A 26,047-nucleotide genomic window follows, 5' to 3' on the forward strand; every position below is an offset into this window, starting at 1 on the left:
GAATTATGCTATTATAGTAAAGGAAAAATTTACTTAATCATAGGAGCGTAATGGCATGAAAAAATCTTTACTTAGTTTACTGAGTGTTTGTATATTAGCTGGTTGCAGTCAAGAAGCAACTAAATCAGCTGAAACAATAGAAAGCAATGAAAACGTCGAACAAGAAAATGCAATAGAGTCGGTTGAGGATACAAATCATTCAGCTGATGATAAAAAGGAAATAACAGAGCCAATAGATCCAGTTACGGTTGATATTCCAATGTGGGACTTTCAGGAAGATAAAGAGTATCAATTAAAAATGAAAGTTGGCCCCGTTATTCGTGAAGAAGGGTATGGAATCTTGCCCGTTAAAGTAGATACGGAAGATAATATAACATCCACTTTCAAACGTTTATTTGATATCGGTGTATTTACAGGTGAAGGCATCAGTTCAGAACAAGGTTATGATATTAGACTAATCGATGCTGAAAATATGACTGTTTCGCACCCAGCTGTATTAATGCAAGAAGGCTATACAACACATGCTGTACAGACATTTTTAGGACATGGATTTGGCAATGACAATGCTACATTTGGCGTAGACCAAGATCCAGTAACCTATTTTGTCGCTTTTGATGCACCGAAGACAGAAGAAGTTCATGTGCTATTTAGTCAAGTCGGCATGGTCCAATCGGTTCCAGTAGTAGATAGAGAAGATTCAGGGATGGCTTTTTATGATGATAAACAAGATGAAGTGGCAGAGAATGTCGTCCCATCAGTTGATAATATTCTTGAAAGAGAATTGTTGAATGAACAATATGACCTATTGGAAGGTCATTACGAATCACTCCAAAAACGAGTCGAACCTATTGAGAGCTATAAAGAAAATTTAGAAACTTCCCTTAGTAGAATAGACGAAATTGAGTATTCTACCCTTATCTTGTCCAGTGATGTATTGTTTGATTTTGATTCCTCTGATTTATCTGAAGAAGCAGATACTGAATTACAAGCGGCTATTGATGAATTAGAGAGTGTGGAGGGTGGTAAACTAGAAATTGTTGGTCATACCGATAGAGAAAACACAGAAGCCTATAATCAAACGCTCTCTGAAAAACGCGCAAACGCAGTAAAAGAACGGCTAGCTAGTTTGACTGATCTTTCTAAGTATGACGAAGTGACAACAGAAGGGAAATCTTTCAATGAACCAATCGCTGATAATGAAAGTGAAGAAGGTAGAGCGCAAAATAGAAGAGTAGCCTTACAATTCACACCACCAAAAGAAGAAATAGTGATCGAATCTACAGAAGAAAGATTACCTGATCCAGAGGGACAAGTCAGTCGTTTTCCAGATTCAGTCAAAACATCGTTTGGCAATGTTGAAATGATTGAACTTAAACAAGTAGATGATTTAACAGTAGGACGTTTCAAAGTTTTTAAAACAGAAGAGACGAAATTGAAATACGATGCATTAGCACATGTCGCTGGAGTTGGCGCAAGAGGATGGAGTTCAGATGATTCAATTGGCTATAATCAGTTTAGTGCTTATGCACCAACGATGATTAGTAATGGTCAGCGGTATTATCCATTAGATTACTATTTAACACCATTGACAGGAAATTATATTGATGAAAAAGTCGAGAAGGCACCTGAAGACAAAAAGTTTATTGTGCCCCTTGCTGAAAGAAATATGCCCCAAGGAACTTCAACGAACGGTGCTTATTTTTATGCCACAGTTGTTTGGCCTACAACCAATGAAGAAGAAGTAACGATTGATCTTGCAGATACAGGAGTCTATCAAAGTTCGACGGAGCGAACCGAACCGTGGAGAATAACCAATGTTCCAATCATTAAGGAATAAATCCTTGTTAAGTTGATAGAATATAAAACGCTACTATCCATACAGGACTAAGAAGTAAAAAAGAAAGCAATCGTAAAAACGATTGCTTTCTTTTTAATTTAGATAGTTGTAGAAAAAGGTCAATAACAATGAAAAAATGAACGTAGATAAAATAATTATTATATGGGACTTACGATAAAGATTCATAAATGCAATGAATTCTCTAATAAAAGCATTAGGAATGAAGTAAAAGGCAGTGCGTGCACCGATACCATCAGCATCTAAGTTGGCCTTTTTAGCATAAATACCCGCTCTTAAAAGGTGATAGTTATTTGTGACAAATACCGCACGTTTAGGTTCTTGAGCATCCATCTTTTCAGCTGAGAAGCGCATATTTTCATAAGTGTTTTTTGCTTGGTCTTCTATAATGATTTGTTCGTCTTCAAGACCAAGTGATCGAGCAAAGTTCGCCATTGCTTCGCCTTCAGCTAAAAATTCATCGTGACCTTGTCCACCAGTGAATATGATTTTAGCTTTCTTACCATTCTTATCGAGTTGCTTCTGATAGAATGAGACACCTTTTTTGATTCTACTTTGCAGTAAAGGCGGTACTTTATCTCCGCCGATGAGCCCACTACCTAAAACAATGATATAATCTTTGTTTAGCTTAGGGAAATAAACTTGGTATAGAAGAGCGGAAACGGTAAACATGAAGAGAAAAAAACTAAAATAAAAGATTGAGAAACGTGCAAATGAGAAAATGAACCTAAACTCCCTTTGTAAGTATTGATCTAAATTGAATAATGTAGCAATATTTAGAAGGATAATACCTACACCTAAAGCAAGAATGAGTGAATTTTTTAAACTAACGCCTTCTTTTTTATATATCTTTCGAGTATTAAAGAAAGAGAATATAATGAATAGAATACCGCTTAAACCAATAAATAATATAAGTAAAATAAATAAGGGGAAAAAAATATAAGTATAAAATGATCCAGGATTCTTAACACCTTCATAGGCAAGAGACCCGCCAATACTTAAAAGAGCTAATGTAAGCAAGAAACCATTCGTGACTTTACGACGATCCTGAATATAGGAAAAGACGAATAGAAGTATAAAAAAAACAGTGATTAAGTGACCCATAAGACCTCCTTAAAATGTAGTAGATAGATGTAATTAGGTTGTTATGATAGAATTATATAGTAATTTAAAGAAAAACTAAATAGTGAAAATGAAATAGTCAAAAAAAAATCAAACAAATGTTAGGAATGAATAGAATGAGTCAAATGAAGTCCATTTTGTTAGAAAAAAACGGATTGCTTAATAGGGTTGCAGGAACAGGATATGATTTTAGGTACCAAAGAGCTGGTCAAAAAGTCGTTGAGGATGTCGATCGACTCTTAACCACTTTGAACATAAAGCCAATAGAAATCTACTCTGGTCAACAGACACACAGTGCAAACGTCATCTATGTTGATGGAGGAAATGGTGAAGATTTTGCTTATGGAAAAACTTTTGAGAATACAGATGGTCTCATTACAGATCGAAAAGATATTGCTTTTTTGATTAAATTTGCGGACTGTACACCGGTGGTTTTATACGATCCAGTAAAAGGTGTTCAAGCTAGCGTTCATTCAGGGTGGAGAGGGACGACTAAGAAAATTTCATTGAATGCTATTGAACAGATGGTTGATCAGTTTGGATGTAGAAAAGAGAATATTTTGGTTTATCTCGGACCATCCATTGGTCGTGAGCACTATGAAGTTGGACCAGAAGTTTATGAAGCATTTGAGTCCTTTCAGTCTAGAGATCAGTTTTTCGAGCCGATAGGTGAGAAGTTTTTACTAAGTATGTTGGATGCGAATGAAGCCATACTGATTGAAGCAGGTATTTTACCTAAAAATATTGATAAAGAAGAAACATCAACTTTCTCTGACAATCGACTACATTCTGCTCGAGGAGAAGGTACAGATTATAAACTAAATGGTATCATCACGATGATGCCTTCGAATAAGTAAAAATAGAAACACCGTATCTCAGTTTAAAAGAGATACGGTGTTTCTTCTAGTTTGCTTTCAAACTTTCAATTGAGAAACGACAACGAATCGATGCTCAAGATTCAATATGAATTGATTTCTTGCTAATTCTTCATGTAGGAAAAGTAGCTGATCGAAATGCGTATGCACATTGAAATTAGTAAATTCCCAAGGAATCGTATGCACATAGTAGATCAAACCATCCATGTCCAAAAAAAGTTGTTTGGGATACGCCTCGTTTTGATAATGAATAGAGAATCCTTTGGCCTCTAATGCGGGTACGATGGAAGACAAGTGAAGATCAAATCTGACCTTTTTTAGGCCGGGAATTAGTTTGGATGCTAACAATAGTCCATTCATATCACCGACTTGCTGGGTGATGAAAAAGCCACCGGGTTTTAAAACATGCTTAACTTCATCGATTGAAAAAGACTCATGCGAATTCAAAACGATATCGAAAGAATGATCTGGAAAAAGAAGTTGATCATCTTCAGCAACAAATTGAACATTTACGCCTAGAGGTGCTAGTCGTTCAAGCAATAATACGTAGTTTTTCTTCCAGCCTTCTGTAACAGAAGTTAGTCCATAAGGGTGATGAAAAGAGCGTAATAGCTCACCACCGCCAGTGCCCATATCAAGTAGGCGCATATCTGGTTTTAATTCTTTCAACACAAGCTGACGATAATCCCAAGGAAGTGGGTCCATAGCATACTTGTTTTTCAAATAAGAAAAGTCCCATCCAATAAATTGTTTCTGCTTTTCTTCGCTTTTCAACCAATTTTCTTTTAGTTTATCTAAATTTGTCATCGTTATAATCTCCTCAAGTTTAATCTGAAGATGATATAACTGATGTTGACAGGAAAAATTATGATCTCGATATAGTGCCTATCAAACTCAGCTATATCGAGTAGCTACCTCGGTGAAATATCATGAGATTCACTCCTTTATCCTTAACGATACATGCATTATAGCAATTGTTTATATATTAATATAGATGAAAATAAAACTATATTTATTAAAATGTAACTGCTTGTTGACATAATGTAATGAGCTAGTTACTATACATGTAACGACTTGATTACATTTGAGAGCAGGGAAAAGATGATAGAGAACCGAATAAAAATACTTAGAGCAGAAATGAAATGGACGCAAGCTGATTTAGCTAAACAGGTAGGAATATCTAGACAAGCGGTCATTTCTATTGAGAAGTATAAGTATACACCATCTCTCGAACTGGCTTTTCAAATAGCGGCAGCTTTCGATAAAGACATCAATCAAGTTTTTAAAATGAAAGAGGAGGAAGAATAGTGATAGTATTGATTGAGATAATAGCTGGACTGGGACTGGCTATTTTTGTTTTGGTAGGTACGTTTAAAGAAATAAACGATGGTGCTAAGAATAATGGTGATGAGAGATGGCGTATGATTATCAGTAAGTCAGATCAAACTGCATTGAATGCCTTTGTGGGGATTAGCTTTTTTTCTTTCATGATACCGTCTATTTTAAAGGGTATCGGTTATTTGAATTTGCGCTTTTCAATAAGCTTTTTGAATGCTTTGCCCAATGATTTTTCTGATTCATTTTACGGTGGATATCCTTTGTACTTAATGCTTACTGTAATGGCAATAAGATTTATTTCTATTGAGTTGTATAAGAAAAAATATTGATATAACTATATGATACAGATTGTATCATGGCTATTTTGTCACTATGCTACATATTCGACCTAGCCTAACTTACTTTCTTAGGTCATACTACAACTAAAGGTAAAGGGGGAGTGGTAAATGAAAATAGGCGATAAGATAAAAGAAGGTAGATTAAATAAGGGCTATACACAAGAACAAGTTGCAGAAATCATTAATGTATCTAGATCTACCGTTTCTAGTTGGGAAGTTAATCGAACGTATCCACCTTTGGATATTTTAGTTACTTTAGGTGACTTATACGATATTTCACTGGATGTGCTTTTAAGAGAAGATACAAAAATGGTAGAAGAGATTGTGGAAGTGACTAGGCGAAGTAAAAATAGAAAAAGAGTTAACATTGCATTAATGATCTTATTTATTTCAATAACACTCTTTTTGGGATACAAACTTTGGGTCTCTGGAAAAGAAGTTAGTTATAAACAAATCAAAAATATAGAGGTCGTCTTGAATGGAAAAGAGGTAAACCAGAATAGTGAAATTGTTATCTCGGCGGACTTTGACGGATTTAGGGATTATGACGGCTATTGGATTGAAGGAAGTAACAGAGAATACACACTCTCTCTACAACAGTACTATAAGATATCAGACCGTTCTGTACATAATATTGCCATTCCACTAGCACCTATTTTAGAAGATACTCAAGAAATTAATAAAATCGAATTTATTAATCCGGGAGACCCTGATGTAGTTATTTACGATGTAGATAATTTATCAAACTGATCAATCCAATAAAAAAGTATCTGATCTTCCAAGCCTATGAGACGGATGGAAGATCAGATACTTTTTAGTTTAAGCTAGTTTCGATACTCGTTTGTATCGACTGTTGAATGCGCGAGGCTTCCTCAGCGTTCAATTCAGGTAAGTGATTGGTCTGAGAAGCTGTCGTTACTTTCAATTCGGCGATGCCAAACTTCTTCGCAATTGGCCCAACATCTGATTCGATATTTTGAACACGTAGTAAAGGAATAGAGACTTGATTTCTAAACCAAATACCTTTAATGATTTCGAGTTGATCTTCATGAAGTTTATATCGCCAATATTTAGCTTTCAGTCTTGGACGAAAGCCGATATAAAACAACCATTGCACTGTGATAATACCAATGATCAATAAGACAGACCAGTTGGGTAAGGAGACTAGATCAAACCACTGATTGATAAAAAATAAAATAAGTAGTATCACTAAAAAGATGACACAATGGATAAAGGCTTTTAGTCGCCAATAATGAACAACATTAGGATTTGTTTGATTCATAGTCATCATGTCCTCCGTTTTTAGGTTTAAACCAATTGAATAGTTCAAAGGCATCTTTATCATCAATAAATTTTAATTGATTTTCTTGTGACAACTGGCCCTGAGCAGAAAAACAACTCACTTTAGCTAGCGCAGCTCTTTTGAGTAGAGGATGCTGATTAACCTTCATTGTTAATATTCTTTCTTTTAAAAGGTACGTCCGCTTAATTGAAAAAGTCTTCGCAACTTGAAAAGTTACCTCGTTCTCTGAAAGTGCATACCCATTCAATTTATATGAAAGGTAACCGAACAATAAAGTTAACAAGATAAGTATGATTCCTGGTATCCAAGCATAGATCCAAAAGAATTTAGAAATGACGGTAGCGATGACGATGAAAAATAAAAGTTGGAACTGAATGAACCTTCTTATAGAACGTTTAGGTGTCACAAGTTTAGCGGATGCTAGATGATACTCTGGGAAACAGCTTTCTATCAAGGATGTTAATTGATCAGTCTTTACCAATGGGAAAAGTACAATTTTTCCGTTTGTATCGTTTTCTTTATTACTGTCTGCTTCGTCTTCTTGCTCATGAGTGGCAATGGATAAAGAAAAAAAGGTAAAACCGCATAGTTTCATCAACCAGTTTTGCTTTTCTTCAAGACTCTGCACATTGTCTAAAACGATCGTTTGACTATTTGTTTCCAGCAAACCACGCTTAATTGTTAGTTGTGTGTCTGTTGAAAACACTCTGAAGTGATATTGTTTGATAATCGTAATGACGGCACTAAACAAATAAATCATAGCGAAAATACCTAATGCAATAAAGAGCAACACTAAAATAGGTACACGCAAAATCTGGTCAGATTGTTCAAACACAAAATCAATCAAAATGTTGGAAACGAAACTACTCGCAAAGAAAAAGACAATAAAGCTACGAATGGCAGAAGTATTAAGTAAAGTCAGCTTTATAAGGTCAGTAATAGAAAGTTGGTAGAGTAGATCGCCTTCAGATGGCGTACTTGAAGTATCAGGCTTAGCCAATGTTTCTTCTGAAACGTTATCACTTATATCTATGTTAGTGGGCACTTCGATGGCAGTATTTAAATCATATAATTGTTGGGTAATCTCTTCTAATTGTTTCAACGAAATCGCATCTAGCAAGATATTTTTTCCTGGTGTCTGAATAGTGACTTTGGATAATTTCAATAGTCGATGAGCTAAACTTTCTGCGGTATCGATACTTTGAATTCTACTGATTTGGATATCTTTTTCTTTTCTTATGATCAAGCCCGACTTGAGAATGAACCGATTATTCTCAATATAATAAGCTGTTCTAATATATTTGATCAAATCAAAAACAAAGCCGATCATCATTAATAGGATGAAGATAGTCAGTGTAATCAAAAATGTCTGTAAGAATTCCCCGTCAGAGAGACCAATAAATGAATAAATCAAAAGAGGAAAAGCAAGGTTAGTCAATCTTTTGAAAGCTTTAGTAGCTAAAGTGCCTTTATGCAGTCTATTTTTTTTAGACATCTGATTGCACCTCTTTAATGCGTTCCATCATGCCTTTTTTCAAAGCTTGCGCTTCTTTTTCAAGCAACAAGGGGACGGTATGATTGGTTCCGGCTGTTTGAATTTCAACACTTTGGACACGGTATCTTCTAGATATAGGATTGTCTTTGATTAGAACCTGTTGGATACGCTCAATCGGAATAACCTCTCTAGTTCTAAAAAATATACCTTTCAAAATTTCTAAGTAAGTAGGGTGTACTTCATATCGAATGGATTTATACCTTAAATAAGGTAAGACAAAATAATCAATACAGAATATAAAGACAGTTAGTATAATCAGTAGGACTGCATAAACGATAGGCCATTCAAATCGGTCAATAATATACAATAGAACGGCACAGCCAATTGCATAAAATAAACCGTTGACTAAACTATTTGTCTTATCATACTGGATAACAGCTTTATCCAGTTTATGTAAAGGGGCGTTTTCTTCAATCAATCAATCTCATTCCTTCCAGTTTAAATAGTCACTTAATCATTATAACAGTGCAGATAGATAAAAACATTTAAAAAATTACAATCTCCAACACAGTACTATGCGTGGAATAGTAATTATGCTATTCTATTCTCAAGGAGGGGATGTTGTGACAGATTCAATCAACAAAGATTATATAAGAGGTCATATCGATACGATTATTTTGCGAATTCTTATTGAGCAGGATAACTATGGATATGAAATCATCAAGGCGATTAAAGTTTTAAGTTCAGGTCAGTATGAACTCAAAGAACCTTCTTTGTATACAAGTCTGAAACGATTGGAAAAAAGTCATTATATTAGGTCCTACTGGGGTAATCAAACACAAGGGGGGCGTAGAAAATATTATAGTATAACGCAGACTGGAAAAAAGTATTATAGTAAAGCAATTGAAGAATGGAAGATAGCGAAGACATTGATAGACCTATTAGTAGAGGGGGGAAATTAAAATGAATGAAATCGAAAAACATGTTGAGAAACTTTTTAAATCATACAGGAAAAATAAACAAAACCAAGAATTAAAAGAAGAAGTTTACGCTAATTTATTGGCTAGAAAAGAAGACTTACTATTAGAGGGATATCAAGAAGAAGAAGCCGTTAGAATAGCAATAATACATATAGACTCTGTGGATCATCTGATAGAAAATAATAAAAAAGTAGATATAAATCGGTTCTTTGCCAATCTGCTGCAATCCGCTACGTTATACAGTGTGATTATTTGGCTTTTTACACTTCCTCTATCCTTGTATCCTCAACATTTCCTTTTAACTTACTTTTTTCTTGGGCTTTCTATTTTATTGAGTATTGCTTACATTATGTATTTAAAAAAACTTAGAAGCGATGATACTAAAATAAAGTATATGAATAGTAAAAGTATGCAAAAACTACAAAAAATCATTTGGCAACTTTGGTCAGGTTTTATCATTATTAGTTTATTAAGTGTAACGGGTCTCTACTTCGCTAGTAATTTTTGGTTTTCTAGACCCTTGTTAATCTCGGGACCTTATCAATTCGGAGAAATCATTATTAGTTATTTTACACCATTTTTTACAATAATTATTCCGCTAACCATTAATAAAGCAGTAAATCTAATAGATGAAAGTGAGCTAGGTATAGATGAAAAGATATAAAGATTACTTTAGTATAGGACTATTTCTAATCGGACTAATAGTATTCATAGGGATACAATTAATCTTTCTCCCTAATAGATATGAAGCTGAAGAACGTTACGCCCAAGAACAAATGAATCCATTAACGCAAGACTTTAATTATATAAATGAATACGAAAGCGAATATATGGGAGATAATTCTAATACAATCAATTTGTTTAGAAATTTACCAATGACACAAAATGACATGACTTTTCAGCTTTACCCTGAAGAACTAAAAATTGAAGTTCATTATCCGACTACGCTAAATGAAGCTGCTCAGTTAGAAATTGGGTATGATGAAAATGAAAAAGACTCATATAGAGCACTCCTGTATAATGCGACTGCTGGATTTGCACTGATTAAAAATGTGGAGCAGTTGACTTTTATATTCGAAGACAAAATAATAGACTTCGAAAGAAGTGACATAGAGACATTATACACTGATTTAGATTGGTTAATAGATGAAAATACTTGGATAAGCGAAGTGCAACAACCACTAGAAAATGATCAATATGTTGAGGATTCTTTAAAAAAGGTCTCTACTGTTCATGATTGACTGATAGATTAGTTTGAGAGTAATGATGAGGAATTTTCCCGAAAATTGATTTTGTCGGATTGCTATTAAAACAGGCTACAAGAGAATAGTTTGTGAAAAAAAGTCCTATCGCAAGTAATTAAAGGTGATTCATACTTACTTTTAGTATGTTTTTCTCTTGGAAACCTTTTAAAATAAGGCTTTTTAAAAATGGATGTTATTGAATTAATTTGAACAAAGCACTTGAAATATAAAATATCAGGAGTATAATGAATATGAAAACAGCAAGGAATTTTGTTTTTATTGCAAAATGAGTGTAGAAGATCACTAGGTAAGGGATACGAAAGTACAAACTTACAAATCAATATAGACGGTTTTTCTAGAGCGAAGTAAGAGATTCATTCTGATTGCGCTTGTGAATAGTTGCTCTATTTATTTTTGTGAATTCGGTAACTTTCAACCTGTCAGTCTTCCTGTTTTTCGTAGTAAGATAAAATATTATATTTCCTAGGAGGAAAATAGAGAATGAAAGTAGTAGTAGTAGGTTGTACGCACGCTGGTACATCAGCGGTTAAAACAATTTTAACTGAAAATCCGGATGCAGAAGTAACAGTATATGAAAGAAATGACAACGTATCTTTCCTATCTTGTGGTATTGCATTGTATGTTGGTGGCGTTGTTAAAGATCCAGCAGGGCTTTTCTACTCAAACCCTGAAGAATTAGCTGAATTTGGCGCAAACGTAAAAATGGAACATGATGTTCTAGATATTAACTCTGAAACAAAAACGGTTAAAGTTAAAGACCTTAAAACTGGTGAAGAAACAGAAGATTCTTATGACAAATTAGTTGTAACAACTGGCTCTTGGCCAATTATTCCTCCAATCGAAGGAATCCAAAGCAATAATGTTGTTCTTTGTAAAAATTACAACCAAGCACAAGAAATTATTGCACGTAAAGATGGTAAACAAAAAATTACTGTCGTAGGTGGAGGATACATCGGTATCGAGCTTGTTGAAGCATTCGCTCAAGATGGAAAAGACGTAACATTAGTTGATGGACTTGACCGTATCTTGAACAAATATCTAGATCCTGAGTTCACTACTGTATTAGAAGATGACTTAAGAGAACGTGGCGTTAAAGTTCAATTAAACGAAATGGTTCAAGGATTCGAAGATAGTGAAGATGGCACGATGACAACTGTTAAAACTTCTGGTGGAGCATACGAATCAGAATTAGTTATCTTATGTGTTGGTTTCCGTCCAAACACTGAACTTGTAAAAGGTCAAGTTGAAATGCTAGGAAATGGCGCAATTATCGTTGATAACTATATGCGTACAAGCAATCCAGATATTTTTGCAGCTGGAGATAGCTGTGCAGTAAACTACAATCCAACAGGCGGACACGCTTATATTCCATTAGCAACTAACGCTGTTCGTATGGGATTATTAGTTGGTAAAAATATTAAAGAACCAACATTAGAGTACAGAGGAACACAATCAACTTCTGGATTACACTTATTTGGATGGAATATTGGTTCAACTGGTGTTAGTGAATCTAGTGCGCCGGTAATGGGTCTTGAAGCTCGCGCGGTTATGTTTGAAGATAACTACCGTCCTGAATTCATGCCAACTAACGAAAAAATCATGATGAAACTTGTTTATGAAGTAGGAACAAAACGTATCGTCGGTGGACAGGTAATGTCTAAATATGACATCACTCAATCTGCAAACACATTGTCTCTTGCTATCCAAAACAAAATGACAATTGAAGATTTAGCTTTAGTTGACTTCTTCTTCCAACCAGTATTCGATCGTCCTTGGAACTACTTGAACTTATTAGGACAAGCAGCAATGACACACGAAGCTGAGCTTGAAAAAGAATCAATGAACGCTGGTTCTAACTAATTTAAACAAACTTAAAGAAGTATCGGGCGACCGCTCGATACTTCTTTTTTTTAATAAAAAGAAGCTTACCTATTGGTAAACTTCTATATGGTTAATTCTGAATTATCCTCTTACAGATTTAAGCGCAGTTCCCCATGAATTTAATTGATCAAACATCATATTCATGTTTTCTAAATGCAATTCACCAGGGTTAAATGTTGTGAAGTTTTCGAAATCTAGGAATAATGAGAATGTAGGGTGTACACGAGTGTCTGCCACCATTAACTCTCCAAGAACACCACGTAAATGTTCAGCAGCACGAGCGCCACCAGTTGAACCATAGCTCATGATACTAGCTGCTTTATTATTCCAAGCAGTTGTTGGTGCGCTATCGATTGCATTTTTCAAGACACCCGTCATACCATGATTGTATTCTGCTACTACAAATATATAAGCATCTAGTTCGTTGATTTTTTCAGACCATTTAGCTAGGTCAGGTTCAGTTCCGGCAGTTGTACCAAAGAATGGTAAATCATAATCAGCGATATCAACGATTTCGTATTGTGCATCGTTTCTTTGATCAGCAAGTTTTTTTGCCCATTCGCCTACTTGTGGACTAACGCGTCCTTGTCTGTTACTACCTAATACAATACCAATTTTTAATTGTTCAGTCATGATATATTCTCCTATTCCTATTATGAAATTTGATGCTGATTTTTTTCAACATCTGTTGTATACTCTTATTATAGCTTACAAAAAATAAGTGACAATAAACAATATTCGATAAGTGTTGCTTAGACAACAAAAATAAGAAAATGTCGAGAAAGTATAGGTGTTTTATGCAAAAAACGATTGAAACAACTGATATACGCAAAATACGTACACGCAAGTTCATTATTGATGCATTCTTTGAGTTATTAAAGAAAAAATCATTTGAAACAATAAGGATCAGTGATATTACGACGATGGCAATGATCAATCGAGCGACTTTTTATAATCATTTCACAGATAAATATGAATTATTTGAAGTCGTTACAAAGGAAATTATTATGGAGAATGTCCGTAACCAATTGGCAGAAACAACCAATTTTTGTCAAAATACATTGACCAATGTATTTGTGGCATTGACGAATTACCATAATGAATTACACGCACTATGCTCTAAAAGCTATGAAGAAATGGCCAATATCAATGAAATGATCTTAAGGAAAGAAGTCGAGCGTGTTTTAGTTGAATCATTAACGCTGAAGTACACTGATAAACGTCCTGAAGAGATTCAAAATGTTGCTGCTGTATTTAGTTGGATGCTATATGGTGCGGCATATGAATGGAAGACGAATAGTAGATTAGCACCAGAAGCCTATTTTGCAAAAACGATGGGCTCAATTGAATCAATATTAAGTGAGTAAGTATCGTTATAGAAACTAGAACAGACAATTTATTTCTGTTCTAGTTTTTATTTTTGTTCAAAAAATGAGATAATACATACAACTTGAGTTACATAGACTTGAAGTAATCGCATGTGAACGGAGAAAAATAAATGATTTCCTATTATAATTTTGGAGAAGAAGTGAATAAAAGCTCAAAAGCAGCCGCTGAATGGGTTTCTGTAACTAATCCTACAAGTGAGGATATCGAATACCTATCTCAACATTTTGATTTACCAAGAGATTTGTTTGTATCAGAATACTTTCCAGAAAACATTACAGAAATTGAACAAATAAACTCTGAAGTATTAGGAGAATGTTTGTATGTTGTTTTGATCAACTACAACGAAGTAGAACCACACTCTGTGGAAAAGGGGTTATACCCCGTAACCTTTATCTTTAATGAAGATATGCTGATAACAATATCAGACGAAAAAGATCAATCTATCTTACCCTCCATTCAAAACGAAGTCGATGCCGAGGTGAATTCGGGTGAGTTGATCGCAAGTTTTATCCAGAATATGTATCAACTCTATATCGCTGAACTTATCGATTTGAAAGTAAGAATCGATGACATCGATCACCGAGCTCGAAACACTACTAAACGTGAGACGCTTCTTGATTTAACGGATGCTGAGCGGGATATGGTGTTTTTGGAACAGACGTTAGATGATCAAAAACAAACGATATTGAGTTTGCTTGAAAGAGATTTATTTAAGAAAATGAATGTAGAAGAGCGCTCAATCAAAGAAATTCATAAAAAAATTCGTAAGTCTGACCGCTTAGTAGAAATATACAGGGATTTGATTGATACGACTGGTGGTTTGATCTCTGATATGATTGATAATCGATTGAATGGTATCATGGAATTTTTGGATTCTGCTCAACTAGTGATTGCCATTCCAACACTGATTTTTAGTTTATGGGGCATCAATACAGGTGGTCTATTTGGTACCGACACACCGCTTGGTTCGCTGATTGTTGTTATTTTAGCTGGATTACTTGGTCTAGCCACCTTTATTTATTTAAAAAAGAAAGAATACTAAAAAAGCAGAATCCCTATTCCTATGGGATTCTGCTTTTCTATTTTATTTTAATTTGAATGATGGTGGGAAGACACTAGCGATAAATTTACATTCATCTTCAGTTAATTGAATTTTAGCAGCTTCTAAATTTTGTTCCATCTGTTTGCGATTTCTTGCACCAGGTATAACAGCATCGACTACGTTTTTAGATAAATAATAGGCTAAGACGATATTTTGCAAGCCAGTCTGATATTTTTCTGCTAAAGGTCTAATTTGGTCAACCTTTCCAAGGATATCGCTATAAGTTGGATCCTGGAATTGAGGACGACTTTTTTGACGGGCTGTCAATTGGGTATGTTGATCGTATTTACCTGCAAGTAATCCGGAAGCGAATGGGAAATACGGAATAAAACTAATGTTATGTTCCTGGTAATATTGGAATACTTTGCTTTCAGCTTCTTGATTCAACAAGTTATACTCATCTTGTACGACATCAATATCTTGGTGAACATTGGCTTCTTTGATTTGATCAAATGAGAAGTTTGATACGCCGATTGAACGAATCTTACCTTGTTCTTTAAGACGAGAAAGCGCACCAATTGCTTCAGCTTTAGGTGTATGCTCATCAGGGAAATGGATATAATAAAGATCGATATAGTCTGTCTGTAAACGTTGAAGACTATTTTCTACTTGTTTTGTTAGAAATTCTGGTGAATTATTCAACGTCAATTCACCATCAACATATTCATGTGCACCTTTTGTAGCGATGACGACATCTTGACGTAAGTTGTTCTTTTTAAGGGTATTTCCAATGATTGATTCAGATTTGCCATCACCATAAATGAAAGCTGTATCGATAAAGTTCAATCCCTTATCAATCGCATCCAGCAAAATATCGCCGCCATACTCGGTGTTTGTTGAAGCGTCAGCATCACTGATTTTATTCGCACCAAGTCCAATTGGATGTACCTTTAAACCTGATCTACCTAATGTAACAAATTCACTCATCAAATCTCTCCTTTAAATAGTTTTCTACTTCTTATTATATAGTAAAAAAAATCAGAAATCAGAATGATATGCTCGAATCAGTAAATTAGTTGCAATTTTTTATAAAGAGCGTTATTTTAAAGATAAGATAATTTTTGATTCTAAGGAGGAATTGTGATGAATAAATTAAGAAGATCAAGATCAGATCGTTGGCTTACAGGTGTTTGTGGTGGTATTGCAGAATATATGGACGTACCATCTATTGCAGTGCGCTTAGTCTTTCTTGTAGCTTCTCCACTATTTTGGGTCTACATTATTATGGCGTTCTTAATACCTGAAGAAGATTAATCCATTCATTTGAATTGAAAAAGCTTCGTGAGACTGTTGAGGTCTTGCGAAGTTTTTTCTTTTAAGATATATTTTCTATGAACAGACTGCTATACTCATCTTAGATTGATCGGACAAACTAGCAAAAGTAGGTGAACAAATGAATACGATTCTAATAAAAAAAATAACGACAGAAGACAGTGAATATCAAGGATCACTAAGATTAAGAGAACAAGTTTTAAGAAAGCCACTCGGCATTCGTTTGGAAGACGAAGCAAAATCATCAGAAGAAACGGCCCATCACTTTGTGGCACTCTATGAACAGACTGTAGTGGGGACACTTTTTTTAATTGAAACAGAGGAGAGCGTTTATCAGATGCGACAAGTCGCTGTGGACCAAGCGTATCAAGGTAAAGCAACCGGCAAACAATTAGTAAAAGTAGCTGAAAAATGGGCAGATAATGCTGGAGTGAAAAAGATTTGGATGCATGCTAGAGAGAATGCATGGCCATTTTACGAGTCTTTAGGTTACCACTATACGAGTGATGACTATATGCAAATTGGTATCGTACATAAGACGATGGAGAAAAGCTTTATTAATAAAAAGGAATAAAAAAGCAGGCTGTATCTCATCATTGAGAGGCAGCCTGCTTTGTATTTATAGATCAACATCACGCTAGTAGTGTTAATGCAATGGTCATCAGAAGCAAGGAAATGATCATGCTAATAGATGATAGAAAACTCGAGGTGGAGCGTTCGTTACCATAAATGATCATATTGATTGTAGAAACAGTACCGACTGGGGCGAGTACGACTAGTACTAATGAAAGTCGGACAAGTGCGGGTAACGGTAGTAAAAAATAAAAACCAATAGCGACTGGAATGACTAATGTGTAACGAATAGAAAGCACCTTCGCAATTTTTTTAAGGGCACGTTTATCCATTTCGATTTCCAGATAGAGTCCAATCATAAACATAGATAAGAAAGCATTCCCGCTAGCGAATAGTTGGACAACTGAAGAAATACTTGTTGGCACTGAGATGCCAATAAGTGCTAGCACTAACATAATCGTATAGGTTGTGAAAGCAGGTGAACGGAATAAGCGAAAGACTCTTTTTAAGTAACTGGATTCTTCTCTTTCTTGCCCAAGAATATGATCGACAATCATTGGTGATCCGCCAAAAAGCATTAACGCATTGCCCATATCAAAACTACCAATAAAGGGAATAGCAGCGGGAAATAGACCTTGAACAAAGGGAATAGTGAAATTTCCAATATTGAATCCGCCTTGGGAGAACATCATCATAGAACGCTCAGGGAAAGTTTTCTGTCTCCAGAATAAACTACCAATTAGCATTAAAACAATATTACAAAGTAAGCCAAGTCCAATCATAATGAATAGCAAAATATCTACTTGGACCGCATTAAATCCGACGATAATCGTAGCGGGTAAAGTAATATTTAACACGATTTTCTGTAAAATCGTGCCATCTGTTGACCTTAAAATACCGAATTTTTTGAACAGATAGGCGGTTAATACAACGAGTAGGAAACTGAAAGATTGCAGAAAAATAGACGACATATATGGAAACTCCTCAATGAGATTTGTACGATGCTTTCATGACTAATCATAAGGGGTTGAGTATGAATGTTCAAGTCATTCGCTAGTTATAAGAAAAGCATGTCCCCATTTAAACGAGGGACATGCTTTTTATAATGAATCGAAAAATTTAATTAAACTTCAAAAACTTGTATCTGAGTTTCGAGATCTTGTGCAATGTCGACTAATTGAGAAATTTTACCTCCGTCACCGGCGATTTCTTCCATCGAACTACTAATTTGCTGTGTAGCTGCAGAAGTTTCTTCTACGCCCGCTGCCGATTCCTCAGAAACTGAAGCAACTTCTTCGATAGATGCATTCATTTCATCTGTATTGGTCTTGATTTCAGATAAGTTTGTATTGATGATATCAACACTAGCGGCAACATTATCCAGAGATTTAGAAATCTGTTTAAATGTATCGCCAGTAGCCTTGATTTGAGTCGTACCACTTTGGACTTCAGCGTAACCTTGTTGAAGTGACTCACTAACACTTTTTGATTCGACTTGTATCGTGTGAACAAAACCAGTAATTTCAGATACGGAAATATCTACTTGCTCTGCTAATTTACGAACTTCATCGGCAACGACAGCGAAACCTTTTCCATGTTCGCCAGCTCTAGCTGCTTCGATTGCAGCATTTAATGCTAATAAGTTTGTCTGATCTGCAACACTTTGGATAATTTCAACAAGTTTAGAAATTTCTTGTGTCTGAGTATCTAGTTGATCTACTTTAGCAACGGATTCTCTTACGATCTCATTGATTTTAACCATTTGTGATTCAGAAGATTCCATTAACGTACGACCGTTATTTGTTTCGTCCATAACTTTATTCGATAAGACCTTAATAAATTGACCGTTTTCAGTAGTTGTATCTACTTTTTTGGCAAAATCGTTCATGATTGTTGATAGCTTGCTTGCTGTATTTGCTTGACTTTCAGAACCTTCCGAAAGTTCTTGCATCGTCATAGCGACTTGGTCTGTTCCAGAAACAACTTCAGATGAAGTATCAAATAGTTCTTTCGTGTTATAGGTTAATGTCTGAGATACATCTGAGATACTACCTACAAGTGCTTTCAAGCGATCTTGCATGATGTTCGTTGATTCAGATAATTGACCGGTCTCGTCTTGGGAAAGAATCGGTAAATGTGGATTTTTCAGTTTTCCTCTACGGACGATATCCATGCGATTCATGACAGCTTTTATCGGTTTAGAGATGACACGGGCAGTGTAAATGGCAATGATTAGGCCTAAAGTCACTACAATCACTGCACTAATAATATTAGTGAGTGATGTAGACTTAGTCATCGTTAAGACGTCAGAACCAGCTTTCTCAATTATTTCTTCTCTAGCAATGGAAGCATTTGATAATTCTTCGATCATAGCAGTGGTAGTAGGAGCTAAAGCATTCATATTCGCCAAGGCTTGTTCCGTATCACCACTATCATATACTGAAATAACATCATTGATAAGTGCATCTGACCATTCTTGGTGGGTAACAACTAAAGCTTTTGCGGTATCAGAAGTAGATAATTCTCCAATTCTTTCAAAGTAGGGCATTGCGGCTGCTGTGTTATCACCGACTCTACTTTTATAAAAAGGATCTCCTGTAGCAAGGTAGCTTCTGACATTATACGCACGTCTGGTAACAGAAAAAGCGGCACGTTCATCAGCAATCATCAATGGAACTTCGTAGTCGACCATCATTTCTGTATCGTCTTGAATCTTCTGGCTGGAAATAGTCGTAGCAGTCACTAAAGCGATAACCAATAGAAGGACTAAACCAAATCCAAATAATATTCTGGACTGTATACTCTTAAATTTTATCCATCTTTTCTTTTCTACCTTTTCTTTACGCTGTTTCTTTTTTTCTTTTTTTTCTGCTGCTGCCATTTTTCCGTCTCCTTTTAATGATTAGTACAACCGGATTCTTGAATATGTCTATATGTATGTGATAGGAATTTACTCACGAAGTGTGAAAACAGTATCAATCGTCTGGTATGTTTGTAGCATAAGAAATGAAGAAGAGATACCTTGAAGGAGCGACTACTCTGAAAAACTACAGATGTAGTTTGATTGCAATATGGGTGTTTATTGCGCATCTTCTAAAGGGCTCTTTATAAGGCATCTCTTCATTTCACGCTTCGTTTATCATTATCGGAACAAGTTATATAAAATTAAGCTTACATTTGAGCAACATTCTTTTCACTTGGAAGTTTTAGAAAATTGAAAACAACAAAAAATGCTATTCCTCTAAATGAGAAACAGCATCTTTGTGAATTAAAGTTGAAATCCTTTAAGCAAGTTGTCCATGTTCTGTGCAATTTCTACTAGTTGAGAAATTTTACCACTGTCTCCAGCGATTTCTTCCATTGAACTATTGATTTGCTGAGTGGCAGCAGAGGTCTGTTCAACGCCAGCAGCCGATTCTTCTGATACAGATGCAACTTCTTCGATAGAAACATTCATATCATCCGTATATTGTTTGATTTCTGAAAGGTTTGTATTGACGATACCTACGCTACTCGCTACGTTTTTCAATGAATGGCTGATTTGTTCAAACGTTTGTGCAGTCGATTGGATTTGAGAAGTGCCACTTTCTACTTCATTATAGCCATCTTTTAATGATTCACTAACTTCTTTTGAGTCATGTTGAATGGCTTGAACAAAACCAGTAATTTCCTTGACGGATATTTCTACTTGTTCAGCTAGTTTTCTAACCTCATCAGCTACAACAGCAAAGCCTTTTCCATGTTCTCCAGCGCGAGCCGCTTCTATAGCAGCGTTTAATGCTAATAAGTTTGTTTGATTGGCAACATTCTGGATGATTTCAACCAGTTTAGAAATTTCTTGTGTTTGATGATCTAATTGGTCGACTTTCGTAACAGACTGCTCGACAATAGCGTGGATTTTTCTCATTTGTTCTTCTGAAGAAGCCATCATCGCTGTTCCCTGAGCAGTTTCTTCCATAACTTTAGTAGAGAGTTGTTCGATTTTCTGACCATTTTCATTAGTCGAATCAACTTTTCCAGCAAAACTTTCCATAATGCTAGCGAGTTTACTAGCAGTATTTGCCTGATTTTCGGATCCTTCTGATAATTCTTGCATCGTCATGGCGACTTGTTCAGTTCCGGACATCACTTCAGAAGAAGTCTCGGATAATTCCTTACTGTTATAAGATAGAAGGTAAGAGACTTCTGAAATACTTGTTAAGATCTCTTTTAGCTTATCTTGCATAGCATTGGTAGCTGTAGCTAGACGTCCAGTTTCATCTTTTGTGTCGATCACGAGATAATCGTTATTAAGATTTCCTTGTTCGATTTTATCTAATCTTTCAATAACCATGTTGATTGGTTTAGAAATAGATCGTGCAGTAATGAAAGATATGATAACAGAAAATACAACCACAAGGATGCCGGAAATAATATTTGTAATGAACCCTCTAGTGCTCATCGTAATAATTTCTTGACCATTATCTTCGATGCTATCTTCTCGTTCTCCTGCGATGCCCACCATTTCAGCTGACATACTTTCAGATATAGAAGAGAGGGTTTGTAAATTTTCGGCTGCGCGTTCTTCGTCACCGTTTGCATAGATGTCCATGACATCTGAGCGAATACTTGAGGTCCATTCCTCATGCGATGAAGTAAAACTCGTTAAGTCGCGATCAGAGAGTTCAAGTAGTGTTTGGATATGGGGCATAACATCTGTAGAAAGTTGTTCGAATGTTTCTCGATAAGATTCATTACCAGTCATCAAATAAGCACGTGCTGCTGAATCTCTTGCTGCGAGAGAGTAGGTAATGCGTTCATCAGCGATTAAGATAGGTAGGTCATTTTCAAGAATCTCATTAACTGTATTATTTTTCTTCACAGTAGAAATACCTATGAAGATAATAGCTGCGATAACCATCAAAATAACGATTGAAAATCCAAAAAGAATTTTCAATTTTAAACTTTTAAATCTAAGTAGTGATCCTTTTTTTGAACTAACTGTTTTTCTTACATGACTATTGTCTATATTTTCCATTTTTTCACCTCTCTTTATAAAGTCGACATATGTTTTATACATTTAATATCTTGAAAAAATTGTTGTTAGATTAGCCTTGTCAAGTGATATGACTTGATGTAATTGTGTATAAAAATCTCAATATGCAATATTGATTTTGATTAGAACATTTATTTCAAGATTAAAAAGAAAACCGTATAAAGACTAATATAAAGTAAGCTTAATACTTTCAAACTTTATTAAACGTTATAGTAACAATTGTTATAAAAAAATAAAAAAAAGCAATGAAAAAGATAATTAGTACAAGATTAACTTGTGAACAAAATGTGTCTTTTGGTTTTGCTGTTGAATCTTAGAACATTAATTTGAAAAATATGTAAATAAAAAAATCACTATAGACAACTGACTTGCTTACAGTCGTCTATAGTGATTTCTATTTTGAAGATTTAAATTTGAAACCCTTTTATTAAATTATCCATATTTTGTGCTAGTTCCACTAGTTGCGAAACTTTTCCGCCGTCTCCAGCAATTTCTTCCATAGAACTATTGATTTGCTGAGTAGCCGCAGAAGTTTCTTCTACTCCAGCCGCGGATTCTTCAGATACGGATGCAACTTCTTCAATTGATGCATTCATCTCATCTGTATGATGCTTAATTTCCGTTAAGTTTGAATTGACGATAATAACACTATTAGCCACATCACTTAAAGATTTACTGATTTGATCAAATGAATGAGCGGTTGACTTGATTTGAGAAGTGCCACTTTCTACTTCATCGTAACCAGCTTTCAAGGATTCACTAACAGCTTTTGAATCTTGTTGAATAGCTTGAACGAATCCGGTGATTTCATTCACAGATACTTCAACTTGTTCCGCTAGTTTTCTCACTTCATCGGCTACGACAGCAAAGCCTTTACCATGTTCACCAGCTCTGGCAGCTTCTATAGCAGCATTCAAAGCCAATAAATTCGTTTGATTGGCAACATTTTGGATTATTTCTACAAGTTTAGAAATTTCTTGAGTTTGATTATCGAGTTGATCAACTTTAGCAACCGATTGACTCACAATTTCATGAATTTTTTGCATTTGTGCTTCAGAAGAGGCCATCATTGTCGAGCCGTTTGCAGTTTCTTCGATCACTCTACCTGAAAGGCGACTGATATTTTGCCCATTTTCGTTAGTAGAAGCAACTTTTTCAGCGAATGCTTCCATGATACTTGCCAGCTTGCTAGCAGTATTAGCTTGATTCTCAGATCCTTCAGACAATTCTTGCATGGTCATCGCGACCTGATCTGTTCCAGACATTACCTCAGAAGAGGTTTCAGATAACTCTTTACTATTGTAAGTGAGCAAGTAAGAGACTTCTGAAATATTCGACAAAATTTCTTTTAGTTTTTCTTGCATACCATTAGCAGCCGCAGCTAATTTACCAGTTTCATCACGGCTATCAATTGATAGTGGTGCACCTGTAAGGTTTCCACTAGTAATCTCACCAACTTTTTGCATAACCTTGTTGATTGGAATTGAAATAGATCTTGCCGTCAAGAAAGCGACTAAAATTGCTAGGATGATAACAACCACTGCAATAATAATATTGATGATAAATGATTGGTTGCTGATATTAACGATATTTTGTCCCGCTTCATCGATTAATTGTTCTCTCTCTCGAGCAGCTGCAGCGAAACCATCAAGCATCTCTGTTGTTGTAGCAGACATACTATCTAAGTTGGCAAGTGCTTGTTCCTCGTCACCATTCTGGTAGACATAGAGCACATCATTAAGCATAGCTTCTGTCCAAACTTCGTGTTTTTCAGAAAGGTTGGAAATCGTCTCAGAATCTGACAATTCTACTAAGGTGTCCATATAAGGTGTGACCGCTTCTGAACTCTCAATGAACATATCGATATAATTTTCTCTACCAGTCATTAAGTAAGCACGGACATTTGTTGAACGCCTCGCAATAGAAAAGCCAACACGCTCATCAGCGATCATTAAGGGCACATCTTTTTCAATTAAATGATTGGATTCATTATTAGTCTTCATACTCATAATACTACTCTCAATAATTAATCCAATAACAAGAATGACGACAAGACCAAATCCAAATAATATTTTACTTTGTATACTTTTGAAACTTAAACGGTTATTCTTCTTCTTTTTATCTTTTTTAACTCTATTTTTTGAGTTAACTTTGTTAGCTGTAGTTTCCATAATATGCAACCACTCCTTCTCAGATACTATCGGTAAAAAGAAAACAAATATTAATCAATGAGATCAATAGGGTTTGTAAAAAGTATGATTGATGTAAGCGTTTTTTGTAGATGAAAATGTTAAATATGTATAAAAATAAAAGCTGAAAGAAAAATCTATAATATAATAATGGTTTTATATTGAAGAAAGATTGAACAATTTAATTGTGCATAAAAATATTTTATTTGATTATTCATCCATATTTTAAAATGAATGGTCGAGTAATCTCAAAATATAACAAGAATAATGAATGGAGATTAGCGAAAGAATAAAACAGAAGAAAATAGCAGTAAAAAAATTTGTGAACGAAAAAAGGCATTCGTTTAAGTGTTGAATAGTTTGAATATCAAAGTTAATATATTAAAGTGATAGAGAAGAAAGATTGAACGTTTTATCTCTTTTAACGGCTCTTTCTTAATATAAAACCGATATAGAGCGTAAACACCTTTTGTTTTTATGAAGATTGAAAGGGAATTGACTAAACTTGTTTTTCAAATATTGCTTTTGCTTATCCGTACAATATAATGATAAATAGAACACGAAGGAGGACTAAAATTGAAAAGCCTAAAAAACAGATGGTGGGTCGTACTCGGTGCCGTACTGGTTCAACTATGTATCGGTGGCGTTTATACGTGGAGTTTATTTAACCAACCGCTAGCAGAAGCATATGGTTGGGAAACAAACGAGACCTATTTAGCGTATTCTATGATTATTTTTATATTTGCATTCGCTACGATTCTTTCAGGCCGTTTACAAGATAAGATAGGTCCTAGAAAAGTGGCGACTGTTGGAATCATCTTATATAGTGCAGGACTGATGCTGACATCAACGGCCTCTTCATTATGGCAATTATATCTATACTATAGCGTGATTTCGGGTATTGGGATCGGTTTTGTATATGTTTGTCCATTATCTACTTGTGTAAAATGGTTTCCAGACAAAAAAGGGTTTATTACCGGGATTGCAGTAGGATCATTTGGATTAGGAGGATTCTTATTTAATACCTTTATTCAATCATTTATTGCATCTGTTGGTGTATCGACCGCCTTTTTATATCAGGGAATCATATACTGCGTGATCGGCTTACTCGGTGCACAGTTATTGAGACAACCAGAAAAAGGAACCGATGAAATATCTGATAAAATTATCAATGATAATGAGTTTACTGTTGGTCAAATGTTGAAAACAAAATCTTTCTATTTAATATGGGTTATCTACTTAACGGGTACCATCACTGGATTGATGGTGATTGGATTGGCAAGAGACATCGGTATTGACGTAGCAGGATTGAATCCTAGCGTTGCGGCAAATGCGGTAGCATTAGCGGCTATTTTTAACGCAACTGGCAGAATATCTTGGGGAATATTATCCGACAAATTTGGTAGATTAAGAATTATTACAGCGCTATTCATTTTAACAACGCTTGCCGTTGGAATGATGAGTCTACTCGACTTGAATGCGTGGATGTTTTTTATCAGTGTAGCAGTCATTGCTTTTTGTTTTGGCGGTTTTTTAGCAGTCATTCCGCCTCTTACAAGTGATTACTATGGTACAAACAACTTAGGTGCAAATTACGGATTGGTTTATCAAGCATACGGCATCGCAGCGCTTGTTGGACCTGCATTGATTTCTGTTGTTGGTGGGTTTAAGTCAGCTTTTATGGTGGCAGCAGTTATGTCGATTATAGGATTGACGTTAACCTTCTTTGTTAGACCGCCACTTTTAAAATTAGAAAAGAAAATAGTATAGTGACTATCATACCCTTATTTCTAGCGTTTGAAGTTAGAGATAAGGGTATTTAAAAATGATTTTTTTATGAATTCATTCATTGTAGCCCAATTGATAACAAGTAATATGTTAAAATGGAGTAAAGTTTCTGAAAAATAAGTGATCAAAACATTTATAATAGGAAAAAATGCTTATTTACTATAAAATTAGATAAATAATGTCACAAAAATCGATTTGTGCTGACTATCTAAATCATTTCGAGGAGGAAGTGAAATCGAAAAAGAAA

The 26,047-nt window shown here is 35.1% G+C and carries 25 protein-coding genes; 14 read left to right on the plus strand and 11 right to left on the minus strand.

Annotated features, from left to right (window positions below; genetic code table 11):
* The first annotated feature begins 55 nt into the window (after positions 1-55).
* Positions 56-1,837, plus strand: a complete 1,782-nt coding sequence (locus J5J05_RS09120) for an OmpA family protein (RefSeq protein WP_208560376.1) — start codon at positions 56-58, stop codon at positions 1,835-1,837.
* A gap of 93 nt (positions 1,838-1,930) precedes the next feature.
* Here the strand turns inward: J5J05_RS09120 and J5J05_RS09125 are convergent, their stop codons facing one another.
* Entirely contained in the window at positions 1,931-2,959 is a 1,029-nt protein-coding gene (locus J5J05_RS09125; protein ID WP_208560377.1) for a YdcF family protein, read from the minus strand.
* Between the two features lie 134 nt (positions 2,960-3,093).
* Here J5J05_RS09125 and J5J05_RS09130 point away from each other — a divergent pair, with 134 nt between their 5' ends.
* On the plus strand, positions 3,094-3,834 hold the full coding sequence (locus tag J5J05_RS09130; protein WP_244244694.1) for a purine nucleoside phosphorylase YfiH/LACC1 family protein: 741 nt from the start codon (positions 3,094-3,096) through the stop codon (positions 3,832-3,834).
* Between the two features lie 57 nt (positions 3,835-3,891).
* Here the strand turns inward: J5J05_RS09130 and J5J05_RS09135 are convergent, their stop codons facing one another.
* Positions 3,892-4,659 carry a class I SAM-dependent methyltransferase gene (locus tag J5J05_RS09135; protein ID WP_208560378.1) on the minus strand — a complete coding sequence of 256 codons (768 nt, stop codon included), beginning with the start codon at positions 4,657-4,659 and terminating at the stop codon, positions 3,892-3,894.
* A gap of 294 nt (positions 4,660-4,953) precedes the next feature.
* Here J5J05_RS09135 and J5J05_RS09140 point away from each other — a divergent pair, with 294 nt between their 5' ends.
* From J5J05_RS09140 to J5J05_RS09150, 3 genes are all read left to right on the plus strand, one after another.
* Positions 4,954-5,160: a helix-turn-helix transcriptional regulator gene (locus tag J5J05_RS09140; protein ID WP_208560379.1), complete on the plus strand. Its 207-nt coding sequence runs from the start codon at positions 4,954-4,956 to the stop codon at positions 5,158-5,160.
* Complete coding sequence (locus J5J05_RS09145) at positions 5,160-5,519, plus strand: hypothetical protein (protein WP_208560380.1); 360 nt, start codon at positions 5,160-5,162, stop codon at positions 5,517-5,519. The genes J5J05_RS09140 and J5J05_RS09145 overlap by 1 nt, the downstream gene beginning before the upstream one ends.
* A 117-nt stretch (positions 5,520-5,636) precedes the next feature.
* Positions 5,637-6,278, plus strand: a complete 642-nt coding sequence (locus tag J5J05_RS09150) for a helix-turn-helix domain-containing protein (protein WP_208560381.1) — start codon at positions 5,637-5,639, stop codon at positions 6,276-6,278.
* Between the two features lie 64 nt (positions 6,279-6,342).
* On the opposite strand, the gene J5J05_RS09155 is transcribed toward J5J05_RS09150, so the two are convergent.
* The 3 genes from J5J05_RS09155 to J5J05_RS09165 are packed head-to-tail and all read right to left on the minus strand — an operon-like array spanning position 6,343 to position 8,804.
* Complete coding sequence (locus tag J5J05_RS09155; RefSeq protein WP_208560382.1) at positions 6,343-6,810, minus strand: PH domain-containing protein; 468 nt, start codon at positions 6,808-6,810, stop codon at positions 6,343-6,345.
* Positions 6,791-8,326, minus strand: a complete 1,536-nt coding sequence (locus tag J5J05_RS09160; RefSeq protein WP_208560383.1) for a PH domain-containing protein — start codon at positions 8,324-8,326, stop codon at positions 6,791-6,793. The genes J5J05_RS09155 and J5J05_RS09160 overlap by 20 nt, the downstream gene beginning before the upstream one ends.
* Positions 8,319-8,804 carry a PH domain-containing protein gene (locus tag J5J05_RS09165; protein ID WP_208560384.1) on the minus strand — a complete coding sequence of 162 codons (486 nt, stop codon included), beginning with the start codon at positions 8,802-8,804 and terminating at the stop codon, positions 8,319-8,321. The genes J5J05_RS09160 and J5J05_RS09165 overlap by 8 nt, the downstream gene beginning before the upstream one ends.
* A gap of 145 nt (positions 8,805-8,949) precedes the next feature.
* Between J5J05_RS09165 and J5J05_RS09170 the strand changes: the two genes are divergently transcribed.
* The 4 genes from J5J05_RS09170 (at position 8,950) to J5J05_RS09185 (ending at position 12,431) form a co-directional block, all read left to right on the plus strand.
* Positions 8,950-9,288: a PadR family transcriptional regulator gene (locus J5J05_RS09170; RefSeq protein ID WP_341868517.1), complete on the plus strand. Its 339-nt coding sequence runs from the start codon at positions 8,950-8,952 to the stop codon at positions 9,286-9,288.
* Between the two features lies 1 nt (position 9,289).
* A complete protein-coding gene (locus J5J05_RS09175) occupies positions 9,290-9,970 on the plus strand; it encodes a permease prefix domain 1-containing protein (RefSeq protein ID WP_208560386.1) in 681 nt (226 codons plus the stop codon).
* The gene (locus tag J5J05_RS09180; protein ID WP_208560387.1) at positions 9,957-10,547 is read left to right on the plus strand and encodes a DUF4825 domain-containing protein; all 591 of its coding nucleotides are present in this window, start codon (positions 9,957-9,959) and stop codon (positions 10,545-10,547) included. The genes J5J05_RS09175 and J5J05_RS09180 overlap by 14 nt, the downstream gene beginning before the upstream one ends.
* 504 nt (positions 10,548-11,051) lie before the next feature.
* Positions 11,052-12,431, plus strand: a complete 1,380-nt coding sequence (locus J5J05_RS09185; protein WP_208560388.1) for an FAD-dependent oxidoreductase — start codon at positions 11,052-11,054, stop codon at positions 12,429-12,431.
* A gap of 102 nt (positions 12,432-12,533) precedes the next feature.
* Here the strand turns inward: J5J05_RS09185 and J5J05_RS09190 are convergent, their stop codons facing one another.
* Complete coding sequence (locus tag J5J05_RS09190) at positions 12,534-13,085, minus strand: NADPH-dependent FMN reductase (RefSeq protein WP_208560389.1); 552 nt, start codon at positions 13,083-13,085, stop codon at positions 12,534-12,536.
* Between the two features lie 164 nt (positions 13,086-13,249).
* Here J5J05_RS09190 and J5J05_RS09195 point away from each other — a divergent pair, with 164 nt between their 5' ends.
* Positions 13,250-13,819, plus strand: a complete 570-nt coding sequence (locus J5J05_RS09195) for a TetR/AcrR family transcriptional regulator (RefSeq protein ID WP_208560390.1) — start codon at positions 13,250-13,252, stop codon at positions 13,817-13,819.
* A gap of 131 nt (positions 13,820-13,950) precedes the next feature.
* The gene (locus tag J5J05_RS09200) at positions 13,951-14,883 is read left to right on the plus strand and encodes a magnesium transporter CorA family protein (RefSeq protein WP_208560391.1); all 933 of its coding nucleotides are present in this window, start codon (positions 13,951-13,953) and stop codon (positions 14,881-14,883) included.
* Positions 14,884-14,925: 42 nt separating this feature from the next.
* On the opposite strand, the gene J5J05_RS09205 is transcribed toward J5J05_RS09200, so the two are convergent.
* Entirely contained in the window at positions 14,926-15,870 is a 945-nt protein-coding gene (locus J5J05_RS09205) for an aldo/keto reductase (RefSeq protein ID WP_208560392.1), read from the minus strand.
* Between the two features lie 156 nt (positions 15,871-16,026).
* Between J5J05_RS09205 and J5J05_RS09210 the strand changes: the two genes are divergently transcribed.
* Both J5J05_RS09210 and J5J05_RS09215 read left to right on the plus strand, forming a co-directional pair.
* A complete protein-coding gene (locus tag J5J05_RS09210) occupies positions 16,027-16,197 on the plus strand; it encodes a PspC domain-containing protein (RefSeq protein WP_244244695.1) in 171 nt (56 codons plus the stop codon).
* A 139-nt stretch (positions 16,198-16,336) separates the two neighbouring features.
* Positions 16,337-16,789, plus strand: coding sequence for a GNAT family N-acetyltransferase (locus J5J05_RS09215; protein WP_208560394.1), 453 nt, complete (start codon positions 16,337-16,339; stop codon positions 16,787-16,789).
* Positions 16,790-16,847: 58 nt separating this feature from the next.
* Here J5J05_RS09215 and J5J05_RS09220 read toward each other — a convergent pair whose 3' ends face one another.
* From J5J05_RS09220 to J5J05_RS09235, 4 genes are all read right to left on the minus strand, one after another.
* Positions 16,848-17,759: an AEC family transporter gene (locus J5J05_RS09220; protein ID WP_208560395.1), complete on the minus strand. Its 912-nt coding sequence runs from the start codon at positions 17,757-17,759 to the stop codon at positions 16,848-16,850.
* Between the two features lie 152 nt (positions 17,760-17,911).
* A complete protein-coding gene (locus J5J05_RS09225) occupies positions 17,912-19,669 on the minus strand; it encodes a methyl-accepting chemotaxis protein (protein ID WP_208560396.1) in 1,758 nt (585 codons plus the stop codon).
* A gap of 387 nt (positions 19,670-20,056) precedes the next feature.
* Complete coding sequence (locus tag J5J05_RS09230) at positions 20,057-21,805, minus strand: methyl-accepting chemotaxis protein (protein WP_208560397.1); 1,749 nt, start codon at positions 21,803-21,805, stop codon at positions 20,057-20,059.
* Between the two features lie 425 nt (positions 21,806-22,230).
* Positions 22,231-23,994, minus strand: coding sequence for a methyl-accepting chemotaxis protein (locus J5J05_RS09235; RefSeq protein WP_208560398.1), 1,764 nt, complete (start codon positions 23,992-23,994; stop codon positions 22,231-22,233).
* A 594-nt stretch (positions 23,995-24,588) separates the two neighbouring features.
* Between J5J05_RS09235 and J5J05_RS09240 the strand changes: the two genes are divergently transcribed.
* Positions 24,589-25,782, plus strand: coding sequence for an L-lactate MFS transporter (locus J5J05_RS09240; RefSeq protein WP_208560399.1), 1,194 nt, complete (start codon positions 24,589-24,591; stop codon positions 25,780-25,782).
* The last annotated feature ends 265 nt before the right edge of the window (positions 25,783-26,047 follow it).

The sequence above is a fragment of the Marinilactibacillus kalidii genome (assembly GCF_017599325.1).
Lineage (GTDB): Bacteria > Bacillota > Bacilli > Lactobacillales > Carnobacteriaceae_A > Marinilactibacillus > Marinilactibacillus kalidii.